This window comes from Pseudomonas sp., assembly GCF_030147005.1.
Taxonomy (GTDB): Bacteria; Pseudomonadota; Gammaproteobacteria; order Pseudomonadales; family Pseudomonadaceae; genus Aquipseudomonas.
In genome coordinates this window covers 15,710-33,698 of sequence record NZ_JASLAW010000229.1, presented here as the reverse complement: position 1 = coordinate 33,698, position 17,989 = coordinate 15,710, and the positions used below count along the sequence as shown (strand labels likewise).

14 protein-coding genes are annotated in these 17,989 nt (G+C 59.4%); 12 read left to right on the top strand and 2 right to left on the bottom strand.

Translation table 11 applies throughout. From position 1 onward, the window contains the following. Nucleotides 1–4: 4 nt before the first annotated feature. From tssM to Q1V60_RS21810, 7 genes are all read left to right on the top strand, one after another. Nucleotides 5–3,616, top strand: a complete 3,612-nt coding sequence (tssM, locus tag Q1V60_RS21840; RefSeq protein ID WP_300634678.1) for a type VI secretion system membrane subunit TssM — start codon at nt 5–7, stop codon at nt 3,614–3,616. Nucleotides 3,617–3,626: 10 nt separating this feature from the next. Next, nucleotides 3,627–4,661, top strand: coding sequence for a hypothetical protein (locus Q1V60_RS21835; RefSeq protein ID WP_300634676.1), 1,035 nt, complete (start codon nt 3,627–3,629; stop codon nt 4,659–4,661). A gap of 148 nt (nt 4,662–4,809) precedes the next feature. Next, entirely contained in the window at nt 4,810–5,970 is a 1,161-nt protein-coding gene (locus Q1V60_RS21830) for a hypothetical protein (protein WP_300634674.1), read from the top strand. Between the two features lie 2 nt (nt 5,971–5,972). Beyond that, nucleotides 5,973–8,213 carry a ThiF family adenylyltransferase gene (locus tag Q1V60_RS21825; protein ID WP_300634671.1) on the top strand — a complete coding sequence of 747 codons (2,241 nt, stop codon included), beginning with the start codon at nt 5,973–5,975 and terminating at the stop codon, nt 8,211–8,213. A gap of 64 nt (nt 8,214–8,277) precedes the next feature. After that, nucleotides 8,278–8,940 carry a hypothetical protein gene (locus Q1V60_RS21820; RefSeq protein ID WP_300634668.1) on the top strand — a complete coding sequence of 221 codons (663 nt, stop codon included), beginning with the start codon at nt 8,278–8,280 and terminating at the stop codon, nt 8,938–8,940. Between the two features lie 384 nt (nt 8,941–9,324). Then, nucleotides 9,325–9,672 carry a DUF2165 family protein gene (locus Q1V60_RS21815; protein ID WP_363321069.1) on the top strand — a complete coding sequence of 116 codons (348 nt, stop codon included), beginning with the start codon at nt 9,325–9,327 and terminating at the stop codon, nt 9,670–9,672. A gap of 208 nt (nt 9,673–9,880) precedes the next feature. Then, nucleotides 9,881–10,381, top strand: a complete 501-nt coding sequence (locus Q1V60_RS21810; protein WP_300634665.1) for a hypothetical protein — start codon at nt 9,881–9,883, stop codon at nt 10,379–10,381. 3 nt (nt 10,382–10,384) lie between these two features. Here the strand turns inward: Q1V60_RS21810 and Q1V60_RS21805 are convergent, their stop codons facing one another. Continuing rightward, nucleotides 10,385–11,302: a polyprenyl synthetase family protein gene (locus tag Q1V60_RS21805; protein ID WP_300634662.1), complete on the bottom strand. Its 918-nt coding sequence runs from the start codon at nt 11,300–11,302 to the stop codon at nt 10,385–10,387. Between the two features lie 218 nt (nt 11,303–11,520). Between Q1V60_RS21805 and fni the strand changes: the two genes are divergently transcribed. The 5 genes from fni to Q1V60_RS21780 are packed head-to-tail and all read left to right on the top strand — an operon-like array spanning nt 11,521 to nt 17,531. Next, on the top strand, nt 11,521–12,576 hold the full coding sequence (gene fni, locus Q1V60_RS21800) for a type 2 isopentenyl-diphosphate Delta-isomerase (protein WP_300634660.1): 1,056 nt from the start codon (nt 11,521–11,523) through the stop codon (nt 12,574–12,576). Next, nucleotides 12,573–13,871 (top strand): glycosyltransferase, encoded by a 1,299-nt coding sequence (locus Q1V60_RS21795; RefSeq protein WP_300634658.1) that lies wholly within the window; start codon nt 12,573–12,575, stop codon nt 13,869–13,871. The genes fni and Q1V60_RS21795 overlap by 4 nt, the downstream gene beginning before the upstream one ends. Then, complete coding sequence (gene crtY, locus Q1V60_RS21790; RefSeq protein WP_300634656.1) at nt 13,868–15,046, top strand: lycopene beta-cyclase CrtY; 1,179 nt, start codon at nt 13,868–13,870, stop codon at nt 15,044–15,046. Before Q1V60_RS21795 ends, crtY begins: the two co-directional genes overlap by 4 nt. Next, entirely contained in the window at nt 15,043–16,533 is a 1,491-nt protein-coding gene (locus tag Q1V60_RS21785) for a phytoene desaturase (RefSeq protein ID WP_300634654.1), read from the top strand. The genes crtY and Q1V60_RS21785 overlap by 4 nt, the downstream gene beginning before the upstream one ends. Then, nucleotides 16,530–17,531 (top strand): phytoene/squalene synthase family protein, encoded by a 1,002-nt coding sequence (locus Q1V60_RS21780; RefSeq protein ID WP_300634652.1) that lies wholly within the window; start codon nt 16,530–16,532, stop codon nt 17,529–17,531. Before Q1V60_RS21785 ends, Q1V60_RS21780 begins: the two co-directional genes overlap by 4 nt. Here Q1V60_RS21780 and Q1V60_RS21775 read toward each other — a convergent pair. Further along, nucleotides 17,413–17,946, bottom strand: coding sequence for a sterol desaturase family protein (locus tag Q1V60_RS21775; RefSeq protein WP_300634649.1), 534 nt, complete (start codon nt 17,944–17,946; stop codon nt 17,413–17,415). The genes Q1V60_RS21780 and Q1V60_RS21775 overlap by 119 nt on opposite strands. Nucleotides 17,947–17,989 lie beyond the last annotated feature (43 nt).

Below are 17,989 nucleotides of genomic sequence, written 5' to 3'. Positions count from 1 at the left end.
ATTTATGGGGATGGTCTGGGGTTACCTCAAACGCTGGGGCCTGCCGGTGCTGCGTCAGTTCAATCAGGCAGTGCCCGTACTGGTGCTGTTGGGCGTGGTGTTTTTGTTGATCGCCATCTGGTGGCTTGGGCCGCAGTGGACCTGGCGCGAGCGTCAGCCGCTGGGTGAATTGGCGATGCGCGTGTCGGCCAGTGTCGTGGTGCTGGTGGTGCCGCTGCTGATCTGGGCGTGGCGGGTGCGTAATCGTTATCAGCGTTTGCAGGTTGAACGCCAGCATGAGGCGGCGGTGCAGGCCGATCCTTGCCTGCCTTATATCGAGGCGCAGGAGCGGGCGCTGGATCGGAGCCTGGGCAACCTGCTGAACAACATGGAGCGCCGCCGCTCGCTCTATCAGTTGCCTTGGTACCTAGTGCTGGGTGAGGAAAATGCCGGCAAGACCAGCCTGATCACGCGTTCCAACCAGAGCTTCGCCTTGTCCCATGTGACCAAGGCTGGGGTCAGGGCCCATCAGGAAGAGCAACTGGCCTATCCGGTGGACTGGTGGATCGGTGATGAGGCGGTGTTGATTGATCCACCAGGTGAGTTCCTCAGCCACCCGGATTCACCCGCTGAAAACGTCGAGCAGCAGGGCAAGATCAAACCGGTGCTGCCCACGGGCACCCACGCGCGCCTTTGGTCGCATCTGCTTGACTGGCTAACGCGCAACCGCAGCCGTCGAGCATTGAACGGCGTGGTGCTGGTGATCGATGTACAGGCCTTGCTGGCGCAACGTCCCGAACAACGCAAGGCCCACGCCAACCTGCTGCGCACCCGGTTGTTTGAGCTGACACGACAGTTGGGCACGCGCTTACCGGTGTACATCACGCTGAGCAAGTTCGACCTGCTGGAAGGCTTCGAAGAATTCTTCGCACGGCTGTCGCGCAGCGGGCGCGAAGACCTGCTGGGCTTCACTTTCAGCCTGGATGCGGTGGATGATTTCGATGCCTGGCTGGCGGAACTGACGCGCCAATACCAAACCTTTGTCGACTGCCTGACCGAGCAGGTTTTCAATAGCGCCAGGGAGTCGCGCACATTGGATGAGTGTGATCGCTTGCAGGCGCTGATGCATCAGATGGCGGGCTTGCGCCCGGCCCTGTTCGGCTTCCTCGGCGAAATGCTCGGTAGCGACCGTTTCACCACCCCGGCGTTAGTGCGCGGGCTGTATTTCTCTTCGGTGTTGCAGCAGGGCACCCTGAGCAACGCCTTCGTCAAAGAGGCAGGCCAAGCCTATCAACTGCCGCCACCGCCACCCGAAGTCAAACCCGCTGGCGGCACGGCGATCTACTTTGCCCAGCAACTGTTCCAGCGCGTGATCTACCCCGAAGCAGGCTTGGCGGGCGACAACATCAAGGTGGCCCGCAGCAAGCGGCGGTTGCTGATCGCCGGGTTCAGCGTCGCCTCCTTGGGCTGTTTGGTCGTCATCGGCACCTGGCAGTTTTACTTCAATATCAACCGCGACAAGGCGGCCAACGTCTTGGCCAAGAGTCAGGAGTTCAGCGAGCGGGACATCGACGCCAAGGTCGACCCCACCGGGCGCAACCTGTTGTTGCCCCTGGACCAGATCCGTGATGCGGTGCTGGTGTATGGCGACTATCGCCAAGCCTGGCCGTTGCTGTCGGATATGGGGTTGTACCAGGGGAGGGCAATTGGCCCCACCGTGGATGAGGCATACCTGAATCTGCTGTCCAAACGCTTCCTCCCGGCGATTGCCAGCGGAGTGTTGGATGCCATCAACACCGCGCCCGCCGGCAGCAATCAGCAACTGGCGGCCCTGCGCGTCTACCGCATGCTCGAAGAGCGACAAAATCGCCGCCCAGCTATCGTCGAAGAATGGGTCGCCAAGCAATGGCAGCGCGCCTATCCAGGCCAGGGCCAGTTGCAGGCCGATCTGATGGGGCACCTGGGCTACGCATTGAAATACGCCGACGCCGATCTGCCGCACTACCGCGAACGCATCGCCCAGGTGCAACAGCAATTGCGCCAGTTGCCCATGGCCGAACGGGTCTACATGAGCCTGAAACAGGACGCCCTGGAGCGTTTACATCGCCCCCTGGACCTGCGCAATGAGGTCGGCCCGGCGTTTGATATCGTCTACCGCCCGCTCAACACTGATCAAGAGGGCAGCGGCCTGCAGTTACCGCCGCTGCTCACCGCCAAGGGCTTCAAGGACTACTTCGAGCCCGGCACCGAGGGCATCATCGAACTGGCGATGATCGACCAGTGGGTGCTCGGCGAACGCCAACGCCTGGACTACTCCGACGAAGACCGCAAAGTGCTGACCCAACGCATTCGCGCCCTGTACAGCGCCGACTACGTGGACAGCTGGCGGCGGGCGCTGAATCAGTTCGCGGTCACCGACTTCGACGACCTCAGTCACGGCGTGGCCGTGCTGGAGCAAGTCACTGGCCCGGCCGCACCGCTACGACGGTTGCTGGAAACCCTGCGCGACAACAGCGTGATCTACCCGACCGTGCCCTTGGCTGAAGGGCAAGCGCCGCTCAAGCTGGACAAGGTGCCAGAAGGGCAACAACAAGCAGCAGGGATTCGGCGTGCATTCTCCAGTCTTTCAGAGCTGATCACCGCACGAGGCGAGCAGCCGTCTTACTACGAAGAAACCCTGCGCTCGGTCAGTGCCGTCTACGACTACGCCAAAACCGTGCACGACAACCCCGACCCCGGCAAGGCGGCGCTGAAAACCGTACTCAACCGCTTCTCTCTGGACGGCGCTGACCCGATTGCCAACCTGCAACGCGTCGCCGTGGGCCTGCCCGAACCGCTGAACCAGCACGTCAAAAAACTCGCCGACCAGACCTCACAGGTTCTGGTAATCGCCGCCCTGCGCGAACTGGAAAAACGCTGGGACAGCGAAATCTACAGCTTCTACCGTGACCGCCTGGCAGGCCGCTACCCGTTCAAGGCCAGCGGCGAGGACGCTTCGCTGGAAGACTTCGAAGCCTTCTTCGGCCCACAAGGGCGCCTGCAGCAGTTCCACGATCAGTACCTGAACGTATTCCTCAAGGACAACCTCGACGCCCTGTACTCCGACAGCCTCGGCGGCTACCTGGTGCGCAGCGACGTGCTGGAACAACTGAAAAAGGTCGAGCGCATCCGCGACACCTTCTTCAACCATCGCGGCCACCTGGCCGTGCAACTCACCATCGAACCCCTGGCCCTGAGCGCCACCCGCCTGAGCAGCATGCTCAGCGTCGACGGCCAACTGATCCCCTACCAGCACGGCGCGCCGCAACGCACGGGGCTGGTGTGGCCTAACAGTCTGGGCAACACCAATGGCAGCCAACTGACCTTGGTGCACAGCACTGGCAACACCGCCAGCCTGAGCTATCGCGGGCCGTGGTCGTTGTTCCGCCTGCTTAGTCGCGGGCACCTCAACGGCCGCACCGACACCAGTGTGGACCTGACTTTTTCTGTCGCCGATGGGTTGATGCGTTATCGAATCGGCGCGGAGAAGGCCAACAACCCGATCACCCAGCGCAGCTTTGAGGGGTTTGTGCTGCCGAGAACGCTGTTGGAAGAGCGCGGCAGGAAAAAAGCTACTGACAGCGTCACGCAACGCTGAGGAGTTCCGCATGATGGATAAGACCGATCACGTCCGCAGCTTGAACTATTCGACTCAAGCCCTGGAGCAACTGGAGGTTTGCCTGCCCTTGTTGAGCGAGAGTCTCCCCTGCACTCGTGTCGCCCATACGTTTGTAGTGAAGCAGCTGCGCGACAGCGTGAAGTTCCTGCTGCCCAACTGTGCCGAGTTAGTTGACATGAGCGAGCTGCGCCAGGCGCATGTCGACATGGCTCGCCTGCCGTATCCAGTGGTAGCCCTTGAAGCCCCCTGGGTCTGGCCGGACGGAGCAGGTGGTGACAGACAAGGTGGCATCCGCTCATCCAAACGCATCGCTCTGTGCTTGACCATGTCCCTGGAAGTGGCCAATTGGCTGCCGGATACCCGGCGCTTCCTACAGGAAGAGCACGGCGGGGTGATCGTCATTCCGCTGTACTGGGACGATTTTACCGGGTTATGGAATCTGCCAATGGGCGGTGCCTTCGTGCCCCATGACAACGAAGTCTGTGACTACGTGCCTGGTGAGGCCTGCCTGACCAATCAGCTACTGACCGAACCCTACATCGCCGCAGGTGTGCCACTCAGCAAACTGCGCCAGTTTCGCGTATCACCCTTCCTGCTGCTGCCGGAGATTTGCGCTGAAGTACTGGAACACTCTACGGCAAACGAATTGGCCGCCAGAATCCTGTCCGATGCGCGTGATGAGGTGTCAATGCTGCTGCAGACCTGCGTGGTGCTCAACTGCGCCAATGTCACCACGGCAGAGATCGCCGCACCGAAGTTGATCAATCGCAAGCGCAAGGGAAAAGGAAAGCCACCGCTCTTCAGCTACCGCGTGCTCCAGATCAGTGCCCCACGTGCAGCCGGTGTTTCGAGCGGCGATGGGCAGCATGCTTCGCCGCGCGCGCATCTGCGGCGTGGGCATGTTCGGCGGTTGGAGGAGCGGACGGTGTGGGTACGGCCGGCGATGGTTAATTCTGGGGCCGCTGCGGCGGTTGGGCAGGTGAAGAAGGAGTACTCCATCACGCCCGCGGTTTCCGCTGGCTAGGGGGGACGTAGGAGGCGGTGGTTTCGATTAAAAAAAGATTTAAATGGCACATGTTGTGTCTTGAGTTTGTGTTGGTGTCTACATATAGTGGTGGCACTCCGCCTAGGATCAAATCCTTTGGCGCGTATTTCCAAATGACGGAGGTTTTATGGCGGATAAACATCAAGTCATCTTTTACCCAGTAGGGAACGGTGACACGACGCAGATTATTCTCTCAGCAGGACGCAGGGTTCTGTTTGACTTTCGCCATACTGGGAAGGCTGAAGATACCGATACACCCGAGATCGACTTGAAGGCGCGATTGAAGGAAGACCTGCAAAAGATTGATCGCGACTACTTCGATGTCGTTGCGTTCACTCATGCTGACCTGGACCATATCCAAGGTAGCACTGATTTTTTCGAGCTTCAGCACGCAAAGAGGTACCACGGTGAGGGGCGTATCAAGATTCGCGAGCTGTGGGTTCCAGCAGCCATGCTGCTTGAGGAGGCTGATAAGGATCACCAAGGCGAGGAGTACGTCCTTCTCCGGCAAGAGGCGCGGCATAGGTTACTGGAAGGTAAAGATATCTTGGTTTTCTCAAAGCCTCAGGGTGTGGCTGATTGGCTGGAGCCGCTACTTAAGGCACGCGGGGAGGCTGCCACCGCTCGTGATCATTTGTTCATAGATGCGGGAACGCTCGTTCCGGGTTTCACGTTGGCAGAGGACGGTGTTGAATTTTTCTGTCATTCGCCCTTTATCAAGCATTGTGAAAACGGCGATATCATCCGCAATCAAGCATCGCTCATCTTCAATGTGCGTTTTCGAGCAGACGGCATGCACTATGACTATTTAGAAGTGGGTGATGCGACCTGGGAAGAGATTGAGGACGTCGTCAGTACCACGCGCTTCCACAAGAACGATGATCGTCTTGCTTGGAACTTGTTCAATATTCCTCACCATTGCAGTTATCGCGCCTTGAACGAGGACGGTCAAAAAGGGGAGCGGGAGACTGAGCCAAAACCCCTGGTGAAGCATTTGCTGCTGCAAGGCAAGCCGGATGCTTACATCGTCAGTTGCAGCAAGCCTGTGACAGATATGAAGGAGTCGTATGAGCAGATCCAACCCCCTCATATCCAGGCGCGCAATACGTATGAGCGATACCTGAAAGAAGTGCGTGGGCGCAAGTTTCTGGTCACCATGGAAGAACCGAATGCCAACAAGCCTGAGCCGATCACCTTTGAGGTGACGTTCGCGGGCGTTACCTGGAAGCGTTCGACATCCGTTGGGGCAACGGCCGTGGCTTCCTCCTCGCCACCACGGGCGGGCTAACAATGGACGAGTACTTTGAGCTGCGTGGCGGCGCAGAAGTAGATGCTTCTGCCTTGCAACTGCCGCGTGCGGTGCGATTGCTGGATGCTGTCAAACGTCATCGGGACTACGCGCCAGTTCGTCTGCTGCAGTGCGTCGTGGATGACGTGACGGCCGAGGAATGCATTGTGGTCGACGTCGAATGTGACGGTATCGCGCCGAAGAACACTGTGGGTATCCGTTACAGGGAGCGTCTCGCATTGTGTGTACCTGCAGATCCCAAGAGATTGGTCGAGGTGTTGGCGCTGCGCAAAGACTTTCCGATCCTGATGCATCAGAATCAAGGCCCGCCCGGCGCTCCTGCTAGTTTGTGTTTGTACTTTGAGTCAGCTGTATCTGTCGCCCGAACGTGGACGCCTCAGGGATTCCTGCGACGTGTGCAGTGGTGGCTTGAGAAAAGCTCGGCAGGCGAGTTGCACGCCGCCGATCAACCGATAGAACAACTGTTTTTTGCGTCCAAGTACGAGCTGGTGTTGCCTTGGAATATGCAGGCGCTTCAGCAAGATCCCAAAAACCGCTTCGCTATCGCTCGTGGGCAGGATCGTCGTGATCAAGGGTTCACGTGCTCATTGGATGTCCTTCCTGAGGGGCATCAAGGCAGTGGCACTGTTGCCCATATCGAGCTAACACTGCCACCGGTTGTCCATGGGTTTGTAGAGCGTGAACCCACCACATTGGGACAGTTGGCCGAGATGCTATCGCGTCGAAACGCCGACCTGCTGTCTGCGCTGAAGGCTGAGCTGCAAGGGCAGGTGGGTGAGTTGGGGCTACCTGTTTCATCCGAGAACAAGTGGACCATTATTCTGTTGCACATCCCGGTATGCAGAACTGCGGGAGCAGAGCCAGAGTCAATCGCTCGCCGGGCCTTGTTGGTGCCGGCGGGTGTGCTGACGCTGGGTGTTGCCGCGGGCGCGTTGTTCATGCATGAGGGCCGCTACTTCAGGGATTTGATGAACACACAACCTAGCGACACTTGGCAGGAGCAGATAGTGCTTCCCATGGAGGTGCTGTATCGCAACAGCAGCGTAGCCGCCAGAATGCAGTCCGGCATAGTGGCGCAGGGGCCGGTTGCTGTTTTGGTGGGCGCCGGGTCACTTGGCAGTGCGATGCTCAATCTGTGGGGGCGCAGCGGCTGGGGGCGTTGGACGGTGATCGACAAGGATCATATCAGGCCGCACAACTTGTCTCGGCATGTGGCCTTCCCGCAGCAAATCGGTGAGCCCAAGGCCAAGGTTGTCGCCAATTTGTATGACCTGGCAGTGGCTGGGGCAACGTCGATTACTGCTATTGATGCTGACGCGAGTGATTTCACTCAAGAAGCCACCTCACAGGCGCTTTCGACCGCCGAGCTGGTGATCGATGTATCAACAACCCTTGAATATCCTCGCTCTACCAGTGATCGAGATGATTTCGCGCGCCATATGTCCGCTTTTGTTACGCCAAATGGTGAGGCGGCAGTGCTACTGGTGGAGGACCGTGAGCGAACGTGTCGTTTACGCACATTGGAGGCACAGTATTATCGCGCTTTGATTCAAGAGGCTTGGGGAGCGGTTCACCTGAGCGGTGAAGGCAGCACGTTTTGGAGTGGGGCCGGTTGCCGTGACATTTCAGTGGTGATGCCGTATTCCAGAATTCTCGCGCATGCAAGTACCTTGGCCGAGCAGATTCAGGCGGCGGCTGAAGGTGACAAGGCACTGATTCGAGTATGGCAGCGTGATCCAGTTCTTGGTGGTGTGGCGGTTCACGATGTTCCCGTTTTTACAGAGCAATGTATGTGGTTGGGAGACTTCAGGGTCTTCATTGATCACGGCGTCGAGCATCAACTCAGAGCATTGCGTACCCAAGGATTTCCCAATGAAACCGGGGGTATCTTGCTGGGCTATTACGATTTCAACATAGATGCGGTGATCGTAGTTGCGGGCTTGCCTGCGGCTCCCGACAGTCAAGGAACTGCGCACTCGTTCAAGCGAGGTGTGGTCGGACAGGTGGCGGCGCTTGAGGATGCGGCGAAACGAACAGGGAAGATGGTGAGTTACATCGGCGATTGGCATAGCCATCCGCCTGGGCATTCAGCTGCCCCCAGCCAAGACGATCTGATCCAGCTTGCTCATTTGGCGTTGGGTATGGCCGATGATGGCCTCCCGGCAGTTCAGCTCATCGTGGGCGAGCGGGATATGCGGATTCTGCAAGCTGAAGTGAAGTAGCGTGCCCCAGTCTATGGTGTTCGCATCGGTGTGAAATATTGCTCCTGACTATAAGGCATGGACTATGAAGGACGGGGTGGATTACAGCAGTAAATCCCTAAAGGGTCGCAATATGGCCTGGCTGGTGGCAACGCTAATCTTGGACTTCCTGGTGTTGTTGGTAATGACCTTCCACACGTCAATCGAAGAACTGACGCCGAGCAAGCTGGTGTTTATCCGTGCCAGCTTGACTGCGTTGTTGCCCATCCCCGTGTTGCTGTTGTCGTCCCTTATATCGGCAGATATCAAGGCGATACTCGTGTTCTGGCGTATCACATACCCTTTGCCGGGTTCGCGTGCGTTCACCGTGCATGCGCTGGCGGATCATCGTATCGATCTTGCTAGATTGAAGAAGAATGTCGGTGTCTTTCCGGTGAGCGAGCGCGATCAGAATGCAAAGTGGTATGGACTCTACAAGAAGGTCGACTCGGCCCCCTCGGTGGTGGATAGTCACAAGAACTATTTGCTCTTCCGGGATATCGCGGCATTGTCATTGCTGTTGACGCTGCTGGTGCCGGTAGTCATGCATTTCAGCGGTGTCGATACCGCTCGATCCTTGGCTTGCGGTGCATGGTTCTTGGGGCAGTACACAGTGGCTGCGCTGGCAGCGAGGACAACGGGCATCCGCTTTGTGCAGAACGTTCTGGCGCTGCATGCGGGTGAGAAGAAGGTGGCGGCGGTAACGTAGGGACTGAAGCGCGCCTACCGCTACTTGGGATTCGTGCACACCTGTGTGTTGATGACCATCTCATGCATCAGGTAGGGGGCACGTGAGTAGCCTTGCATGCTGATGCCTTGTTGGCGCTCTGAAGCCACGAGTGGAACAATGTTCTCATCAAAGGCTTGCTATGCCCAAAGAAGTAGTCCATAATTTTGTCCATCGAAAGCGACGAAGTCAATAAAACTTCAATGTTTTCAAAGGGATAGGCGTTTAGTAAGAAACTCGTTTCCCGCTCCAAGCATTAATGAAAAAGCCACTCTAACGAGTGGCTTTTTTTGTGCCTGCGATTTGTAGAATAGACGCTTTGGCGTCTTTTTTGTTGTTGGAGCAGAACGCCTCGTTCCGGCTGTGATGAATATCTTACTGTTAGCGGCCTTCGACGCGATGGCGGTGTTCAATAACCTCACCGCCAGCACCTCAAAGTTCAACTTCGTCCAGCACGTACCGAGCATGGACGCCACTTTCTCCGACGAGGCCGCGGTGTCGCGTGCGATGCCCGCACCGGATGTCAGGCGTACTTCGTGCAGGTCAGCCGCCAGTACGTCGGGGGCTCGGCGGGGCCATGAATGTCGAGCAGGTGAATACGCGCCCCTTTGCTGTCACGGCTTTAAATGTCAGTTCAGCACCGCCCAGGAAGTCTTCCTTGCCTGTAGACAGGCTGTTTTCTACCCATACCCAATGGTAGGCGTTGGCCGGTGATCGTTGATTTTTCTGTGAACTATGCCTGCACGTGACAACCCCGGTTCTGGCGACTGTGAGCCAAACTTGAATAAATAACATAAGGCATACCCCCGGCATCACTAAGCTCAGGCAAGAAAAGCGTTAAGGCGGTGGAGCGTAACAACCGGGCTGGCGTAGGATGGCCTCTGCATTTCACTTCCCGCTTCCCTGAATAAGGTTCGAAACCATGCGGCGTATGATCTTGTTGATCGGTGTACTACTGAGCTTTAACGTGTTGGCGCAGGACCCAGCCCAATCAAAAGATCTGAATCGACCCAAAGATCCAAACCAACTCGCAGTGAAGTGGACTCTCCTGGATCAGAACGATAAGGCGTATACCTTGAACGACAGCGCTCAAGTGCTGTTGATAGCGCGCAGTATGTCGGCCGCCAAGTTGGTGGATGCGGCGATGGAAGGTCAACCCGAGGGGTATCTGGAAGCGCGCCACATCGTATACCTGGCGGATATCGAGAGGATGCCTTCGCTGATCAAGATGGTGGCCGTACCGGCCATGCGTTCGGCCAAATACAGAATCATGCTCGACCGGGAGGGCAGGGTTGCCCCCAGTTATGGCGGCGACCGGGACACCGTTCAGTGGCTTGCCTTGAACAATGGGGCGGTCGTCAGTGAGCAGCGTTTTGCTGACGCCGATAAATTGAAACAAGCGATTGCCGAGCGCGCCAGGTAGACCCTACAGCCTTGCGCCACGTTGGCGCACTGCTTTCTCGAAGATCATCCGCATATACCCGGTGATCATTCGAGAAGGGCCGTAGACTTCGCGCAAATGGCTTTCGGCGTTCATGAGATGAGCCTCAAGCTGTTCGCGGACTCTTCGCTCGCCGTAAAGCGCAACGAACGTCGACTTGCCCGCGTCCTTGCCCTGGTCCTTGTCGCTGTCCGGGCATTGATCCCTGAGATCGTCATACATCTGGAACGCCTGGCCCAGCTCCACGGCGAAGTTCTGCAGGATCGGGCGTGTGCTGGCTTGCGCGTCGCTGATCAGCCAGGCCATGTCCATGATCGCGCCAAACAGTACCCCCGTCTTCAGGTTGTTGGTCAGCGCAATTTCCTCGGGAGCGCGGTTTTTCTGGCCTTCACGTAAATCCTTAAACTGGCCCTTGACCAGCCCCTGCATGCCTACGGTATTGGCCATGACCTCCACCAGTTGCATGCGGATGGCCGGTGCCAGATCGCTGATCCCGGCGACAACCCCGAATGCGCGGCTGAGCAGCGCAACGGCGGCAAGGATCGCCACGTCTTCGCCAAACTTTAAATGCACGGTCGGCCGCCCACGGCGCAATTGCGCGTTGTCCATGCACGGCATGTCGTCCAGCACCAGTGACGCTGCGTGGATCAGTTCCACGGCGCAGCCCAGGTCCAGTGCCTGATCGCCACCGTGTCCCAAGCCTTGCGCAGCGAGTATCAACAGAATTGGCCGCATGCGCTTTCCGGGAGCCAGCGTGGAGTCACGCATGGCCAGCGCGACCAGATCCCGCTCGTCGCTGCTGTTGGGCAGCAGTTGGTCCAGACGCTTTTCAATAGCCGCCCGCACATCTTCCAAACGTTCGGTAAAGCCATATTCGACGGTTGCGTCAGGCTCGATTGTCATCGGTCTTGACCTTTGCTTTAAGGGTGATCAGTGAAGGGTGACCGGCCTGCTGGCTGTTCACATGATGCGTCTCAAACTCTGAACCACTTTGAATAACCAATGCCTCAGTTATCAGTCGGTGCCGTACAAAAGGTGTACCAACAGCCTAAGCTTGTACAACAAGACTCAACAAAATGACCACGCGCGCCGCTAAATGATTCAACCGAATTGGAGCTTCCATGAGCGAGCACCCTTTAAGCCGGAGAAAGGATGACCATCTCAATATCGTGCTGGACGGCCGCGGCCTGCGCCATAACCCGGCACAGGGTGGTGGCAGTGGGCTGGATGCCTTTCAGTTCGAGCATTGTGCGTTGCCGGAGCTGAACCTGAGCGGCATTGATCTCGCCAGCGCGCTGGTTGGAGTTCCACTCAGAGCGCCCTTGCTGATCAGCTCAATGACCGGTGGGGCGCAGCGTTCTGCAGCGATTAATCATCATCTGGCTGAGGCCGCCCAAGAACTTGGCATCGCCATGGGTGTAGGTTCGCAGCGCGTCGGGCTGCGCAGCGGCAATGATCAGGGCTTGACCCATGAGTTGCGGCGGCTGGCGCCCGACATCCCGTTGCTGAGCAACATTGGCGCGGCGCAGCTATTGGAAACAGATGGCCAGGAGCTGGCGCGTCGCGCTGTGGAGACCTTGCAGGCGAACGCTTTGATCATCCATCTGAACCCGTTACAGGAAGCCGTTCAGGCCGAAGGTGATCGGGATTGGCGCGGCGTGCTGGATGCCATCGGGCTGACCGTCCAAAGTGTCGGGGTGCCGGTGATCGTCAAAGAAGTCGGGGCGGGTATCTCGGCGTCGGTGGCGCTGGCCCTGGCGGACGTCGGGGTCAGCGTGCTCGATGTGGCAGGTACCGGCGGCACCAGCTGGGCTGCGGTGGAAGCTGAACGCGCCGGCAGCCCGGCCGATCGCGAGGTGGCGATGGCATTTGCCGATTGGGGCATAGCGACGTCCACCAGCCTGGTCAGCGTGCGGGAAGCATTGCCCGACATGACACTGATCGCATCCGGCGGTATTCGTAATGGGGTGGATGTGGCCAAGGCGCTGTGTCTGGGGGCTGACGTGGTGGGGCAGGCGGCCGGTGTGCTGCGCAGTGCGACGGTGTCGACGGCGTCGGTCATCGAGCATTTCGAGATCGTTATAAAACAGCTGCGCATTGCCTGTTTCTGCACGGGCTCCGCAGATCTGGCGGCATTGCGTCACGCCAGATTGCTACCGGCGGTGCAGCGCTCATGACTCATTTCGGCGTGGTTGCCCCGGCGTTCTATAGCCACTCTCAGGCCTTGCAGGCACTGGCGGTGGAGCTGTTGAATCGTGGGCATCAGGTCACGTTCTTCCAGCAGGCCGACGCGCGCCGTTGGCTGGGTGATCCGCGTATCGGTTTTCATGCAATGGGTGCCGGCAGCCATCCGCCGGGCAGCCTGGACGCTTCGTTGCAGCGCGCGGCCAGCTCGAATAACCCGCTGACGTTGCGGCGGGTCATTGCCGATATGTGCGCTACTACCGACATGCTTTGTAATGAATTATCCGCGGCCCTGGCTGACAGACAGGTCGATGCGCTGCTTTGCGATCAGATGGAAGCTGCCGGTGGGCTGGTTGCCGAGGCCTTGGACCTGCCTTATGTGTCGGTGGCTTGCGCGTTGCCGGTCAACCGCGAGCCCGGCTTGCCGCTGCCGGTGATGCCTTTTGCCTACGGCAGTGACGAACGTAGCCTACGCATGTACGCCGGTAGCCGGCAGGTTTACGATTGGCTGATGCGGCCCCTGAGAGCCGTGCTGCGAGGCGCATGTCGACGGCTTGCCATCGAGCCTCGCGACGCGCTGCATGAATGCCTTTCACCGCTTGCCCAGATCAGTCAGACCCTTGCCGGATTTGATTTTCCCCGTACGCAGCAGCCCGCGCATTTCCATGCAGTCGGCCCGTTGCGCCTGCCTTTTTCGAATAGCGTGCAGCCATCGTCAGCCGGCGAAGCCCTCGAGTGGCAGATTGATAAAAATCGCCCCTTTGTCTTCGCCAGCCTGGGCACCTTGCAGGGCGGGCGCGTGGGAATGTTCCGGCAGATTGCAAAGGCCTGCCGCCGCCTGGACGCGCAGCTGTTGGTCGCCCACTGCGGCGGGCTTGATTCGACCCAGGAACGCATGCTCCTCGGAAGTGGCGCGACCTGGGTCACTGCATTTGCCCCCCAGCAATCGGTGCTTGAACACGCCGACGTCGTTGTCACCCATGGAGGTCTCAATACCGTGATGGATGCCATTGCCACCACGACGCCGATGCTCGTCATGCCCATCGGTTTTGACCAGCCGGGGGTGGCGGCACGTGTCAGCTACCGAGGCCTGGGCCTGCAGCTGAACCGCAGGGCGAGTGCCGCCACCCTTGCTGATGGGCTGGCCCGCCTGCTTGTTCTTCCACGGGAGCCCTTGCAACGGATGGCCGCTGAGTTGCAGCACGCCGGTGGTACCGGCAAAGCGGCGGACATCGTTGAGGCGGCGGTGCGCAGTGGTGAGCCCGTGCCGACGCAGGCGGTGGCATGATCTATGACCTGATCCTCGCCGGTGGCGGGCTGGCCAATGGGTTGATCGCCTGGCGCCTCAAGCAGCTGCGCCCCGAGCTACAGGTGCTTTGCGTTGAAGAGCAAACCGGGATCGGTGGTAACCATACCTGGTCCTTCCACGACTCGGATTTGACGGCCGAGCAGCATCAGTGGATCAGGCCCCTGGTGGTGAAAACCTGGCCTGCCTACGATGTGCATTTCCCAGGGCTTTCGCGTCGGCTGAACAGCGGCTACGCCAGCATCACCTCCGAACGCTTTGCCCAAGTGATCGAACCCGCGCTCAGTGACGGCGGTCGGGTAGGGTTGCGTGTGGCGCAGCGGATCGAGCAGGTCACCCCGACGACCCTGGTGCTGGAGGGCGGCGAGCAGCTGCAGGCCAGGGCGGTGATCGACGGGCGTGGCGTTCAGCACAGCGAACATCTGGTGCTGGGCCAACAGGCGTTTCTCGGCCAGTTGCTGCAGCTACAGGCTCCTCACGGGCTGGACGCGCCGATCATCATGGACGCCCGGCCGGCTCAAGGGCAGGGCTATCGTTTCGTTTACGTCCTGCCGTTTTCAGCCGACACGGTGCTGGTGGAAGACACCCACTACGTTGACCGCCAGAGCTTTTCTTCAGAACAGTTGCGCGAGCATATTCGTGATTATGTGCAAGGTCGCGGATGGACCATTGCCCGCTGCCTGCGCGAAGAGCAGGGCGTGTTGCCGATCACCCTGGCAGGCGATTTTTCCAGCTTCTGGCGTGACGCGCCCGGCCAACCGCGTTCCGGTTTGCGCGCCGGGTTGTGCCATTGCACGACTGGGTATTCGTTGCCCCAGGCCGTGCAATTGGCGGACTGGATCGCACGCCAGCAGAGCCTGCAAGCGGACGCCTTATACCTTGGCATTCGCGCGTTCGCCGAGCAGGCATGGCGGCGCCAGGGGTTTTATCGTTTGCTTAATCGCATGCTGTTCCTGGCGGGCAAACCCCAGGACCGCTGGCGGGTAATGCAGCGGTTTTATGGACTGCCCGAGGGGTTGATCAGGCGTTTCTATTCGGGCGACAGCACGCTGCAAGACAAGCTTCGGGTGCTGATCGGCAAGCCGCCCGTTCCCATCAATGAGGCTATGCACGCGGCACTTCGCTGCTTGCCCAGGCATTACAAGGATCAAGCATGACCCAGGGGAAAAGCGCGATTGTGATCGGCGCAGGCTTTGGTGGCCTGGCGCTGGCGATCCGGTTGCAGGCGGCGGGGGTGCAAACCACCTTGCTGGAAAAACGCGACAAGCCTGGCGGCCGCGCCTATGTGTATCACGACGAAGGATTCACTTTTGATGCCGGGCCGACAGTCATCACCGATCCCACGGCCATCGAAGAGTTGTTCGCAGCGGCTGGCAAATCCATGGCTGACTACGTCGAGATGCTGCCGGTGTCGCCGTTCTATCGCTTGTGCTGGGAGGACGGTACGCAGTTTGACTATGCCAACGACCAGGCCGAGCTGGACCGCCAGATCGCCAAACTCAACCCCAGGGATGTCGAGGGTTATCAGCGGTTTCTGGCGTACTCCAAGGCGGTTTTTCGCGAGGGGTATCTCAAGTTGGGCGCCGTGCCGTTCCTGTCGTTTCGCGACATGATCAAGGCCGGGCCGCAACTGGCTCGGCTGCAGGCGTGGCGCAGTGTCTACTCGATGGTTTCCGGGTTTATCGAAGACGAAAAGCTGCGCCAGGCGTTTTCGTTCCACTCCCTGCTGGTGGGCGGCAATCCGTTTGCTACCTCATCGATCTACACCTTGATCCATGCGCTGGAACGCGAGTGGGGCGTGTGGTTTCCCAAGGGCGGCACGGGCGCGTTAGTGCAGGGGCTGGTCAAGCTTTTCGAAGACATCGGCGGGCGTGTCGAACTCAATGCCGATGTCGCCAGCATCGAGGTGCAAGCGGGAAAAGCCAGCGGCGTGCGCTTGAAAAATGGTCGCCTGCTGAACGCGGACTGCGTCGCGTCCAATGCTGATGTGGTGCATACCTATGAACAGTTGCTGGGCGGCCATGCCCGCGGCATCAAGGAAAGCGCGCGCCTCAAAAACAAGCGTTTCAGCAACTCCCTGTTCGTCATCCATTTCGGCCTCAAGCGGCCGCAACCTCAGCTTCAGCATCACACGGTCTGCTTCGGGCCGCGCTATCGGGCGTTGATTCAAGAGATATTCAAGGGCGCCGAGCTGGCCGAGGATTTTTCGCTCTACCTGCACGCACCCTGCATCACCGATCCGAGTCTGGCCCCGCCGGGTTGCTCCAGCCACTACGTACTCTCGCCGGTTCCGCATCTGGGTAACGCGCCCATCGACTGGGAGGTGGAAGGCCCACGCTACCGGGATCGAATTTTCGCGTATCTGGAAAAACACTACATGCCCGGCCTGCGGGAAGATCTGGTGACCAGCCGGATTTTCAGCCCGAATGATTTTCGCAGTGAGTTGAACGCGCACTTGGGCTCGGCGTTTTCCCTTGAACCTGTGCTCTGGCAGAGCGCCTGGTTCCGGCCCCATAACCGAGACGCGAGCCTTGGCAACATGTACCTGGTGGGCGCGGGCACTCACCCCGGTGCGGGCGTGCCCGGTGTCATCGGCTCGGCAAAGGCCACGGCAGCTGTGATGCTGGAGGATCTGCACTCATGAATCGCGATGCAGGTCGGGATCAGGCGCTGTTGGAGCACGCCGAACATAGCATTGCCGTGGGCTCGAAGAGCTTTGCCGCGGCCTCGCGTTTGTTCGACCCTTCGACGCGGGCCAGCGCCGTGATGCTCTACGCGTGGTGTCGGCATTGCGATGATGTGATAGACGGCCAGGAGGCGGGGCATGCCGCGACTGTGCTGAGCCAGTCTGACGTTGAGCGGCGCCTTGCCGAGCTTACCGCTCAGACTCGGGCGGTGTATGCCGGGTTGCCTGTGCAGCACGAAGCCTTCGCAGCGTTCAGAGAGGTGGTGGTCAAACATCGTATTCAGGAACGCTATGCCCTGGAGCATCTGACGGGCTTTGCGATGGATGTGCACCAGCGTCGTTATCAGAGCGTAAACGACACGTTGGAGTACTGCTATCACGTGGCCGGGGTCGTCGGGCTGATGATGGCTCAGGTCATGGGCGTCAGCGACCATAAGACATTGGACCGGGCCTGCGACCTGGGCATGGCGTTTCAATTGACCAACATCGCCCGCGATATCGTCGAAGACGCTGCCGTTGGCCGGTGCTATCTGCCACGGGACTGGCTGGATGAGCTTTCGATTCCCGAAGCGTCACTCGCCGACGTTCGGCATCGGCCCGGTCTGGCCATTCTCGCGCAACGGCTGGTGCAGATGGCCGAGCCTTTTTACGCCAGTGCCGAGGCGGGATTAAGCGCACTGCCGTGGCGTTCCGCGTGGGCGGTGGCGACTGCGTCGGGTGTCTATCGGCAGATCGGCATCAAAGTCTCAAGGCGGGGCGAGCATGCCTGGGACACGCGGGTATCGACCTCAAAGCTCGACAAGTTGCGCCTGGTGCTCAGCGGCCTGTGTCGCGCCGTTACTGCTCGCGGGCGTCAGTGGCCCGCGCGTTTGCCGAGCCTGTGGCAACGTCCGCATCATGCTTGTGAAGAGGCCCGCCATGCAGTTCGCGCAGTTGAGCCCGAAGCGTCGCGGTAGTCGGGGCGTAGAGAAAGCCGAATGAGACACAACGGTCCTTGCCCGACACCGCATGGTGCATCAGGTGCGCCTGATACAGACGCTTGAGATAGCCGGTGCGGGGCACGTATTTCAACGGCCAGCGTTTGTGGACCAGCCCGTCATGGGCCAGAAAGTACAAAAAGCCGTAGGCCGTCATCCCGGCCCCGATCCATTCCAGCGGGTGCATGCCCTGTGTGCCAAGCGCGATCAGCACGATGGCGAGCAGCGCAAACGTGAGCGCGTACAGGTCGTTTTTCTCGAACCAGCCGGTGCGGGGTTCATGATGGGAGCGGTGCCATCCCCAGCCCCAGCCGTGCATCACATATTTGTGGGCAAGAAATGCAAAGCCTTCCATACCGATAAGGGTCGCGAAAAATACCAGTGCGTTTGACATGAGGCGGGTCATCCGAGCAAAGACACAGCATCGGACTGCGCCG

What these genes read in the sequence shown, in the direction of transcription:
- crtY (WP_300634656.1), top strand. Translation starts at nt 13,868, where the DNA reads ATGATCTATGACCTGATCCTCGCCGGTGGCGGGCTGGCCAATGGGTTG.
- Q1V60_RS21830 (WP_300634674.1), top strand. Translation starts at nt 4,810, where the DNA reads ATGGCGGATAAACATCAAGTCATCTTTTACCCAGTAGGGAACGGTGAC.
- Q1V60_RS21780 (WP_300634652.1), top strand. Translation starts at nt 16,530, where the DNA reads ATGAATCGCGATGCAGGTCGGGATCAGGCGCTGTTGGAGCACGCCGAA.
- Q1V60_RS21820 (WP_300634668.1), top strand. Translation starts at nt 8,278, where the DNA reads ATGAAGGACGGGGTGGATTACAGCAGTAAATCCCTAAAGGGTCGCAAT.
- Q1V60_RS21775 (WP_300634649.1), bottom strand. Translation starts at nt 17,946, where the DNA reads ATGTCAAACGCACTGGTATTTTTCGCGACCCTTATCGGTATGGAAGGC.
- Q1V60_RS21815 (WP_363321069.1), top strand. Translation starts at nt 9,325, where the DNA reads ATGAATATCTTACTGTTAGCGGCCTTCGACGCGATGGCGGTGTTCAAT.
- Q1V60_RS21810 (WP_300634665.1), top strand. Translation starts at nt 9,881, where the DNA reads ATGCGGCGTATGATCTTGTTGATCGGTGTACTACTGAGCTTTAACGTG.
- Q1V60_RS21805 (WP_300634662.1), bottom strand. Translation starts at nt 11,302, where the DNA reads ATGACAATCGAGCCTGACGCAACCGTCGAATATGGCTTTACCGAACGT.
- tssM (WP_300634678.1), top strand. Translation starts at nt 5, where the DNA reads ATGGGGATGGTCTGGGGTTACCTCAAACGCTGGGGCCTGCCGGTGCTG.
- Q1V60_RS21795 (WP_300634658.1), top strand. Translation starts at nt 12,573, where the DNA reads ATGACTCATTTCGGCGTGGTTGCCCCGGCGTTCTATAGCCACTCTCAG.
- Q1V60_RS21835 (WP_300634676.1), top strand. Translation starts at nt 3,627, where the DNA reads ATGATGGATAAGACCGATCACGTCCGCAGCTTGAACTATTCGACTCAA.
- Q1V60_RS21785 (WP_300634654.1), top strand. Translation starts at nt 15,043, where the DNA reads ATGACCCAGGGGAAAAGCGCGATTGTGATCGGCGCAGGCTTTGGTGGC.
- fni (WP_300634660.1), top strand. Translation starts at nt 11,521, where the DNA reads ATGAGCGAGCACCCTTTAAGCCGGAGAAAGGATGACCATCTCAATATC.
- Q1V60_RS21825 (WP_300634671.1), top strand. Translation starts at nt 5,973, where the DNA reads ATGGACGAGTACTTTGAGCTGCGTGGCGGCGCAGAAGTAGATGCTTCT.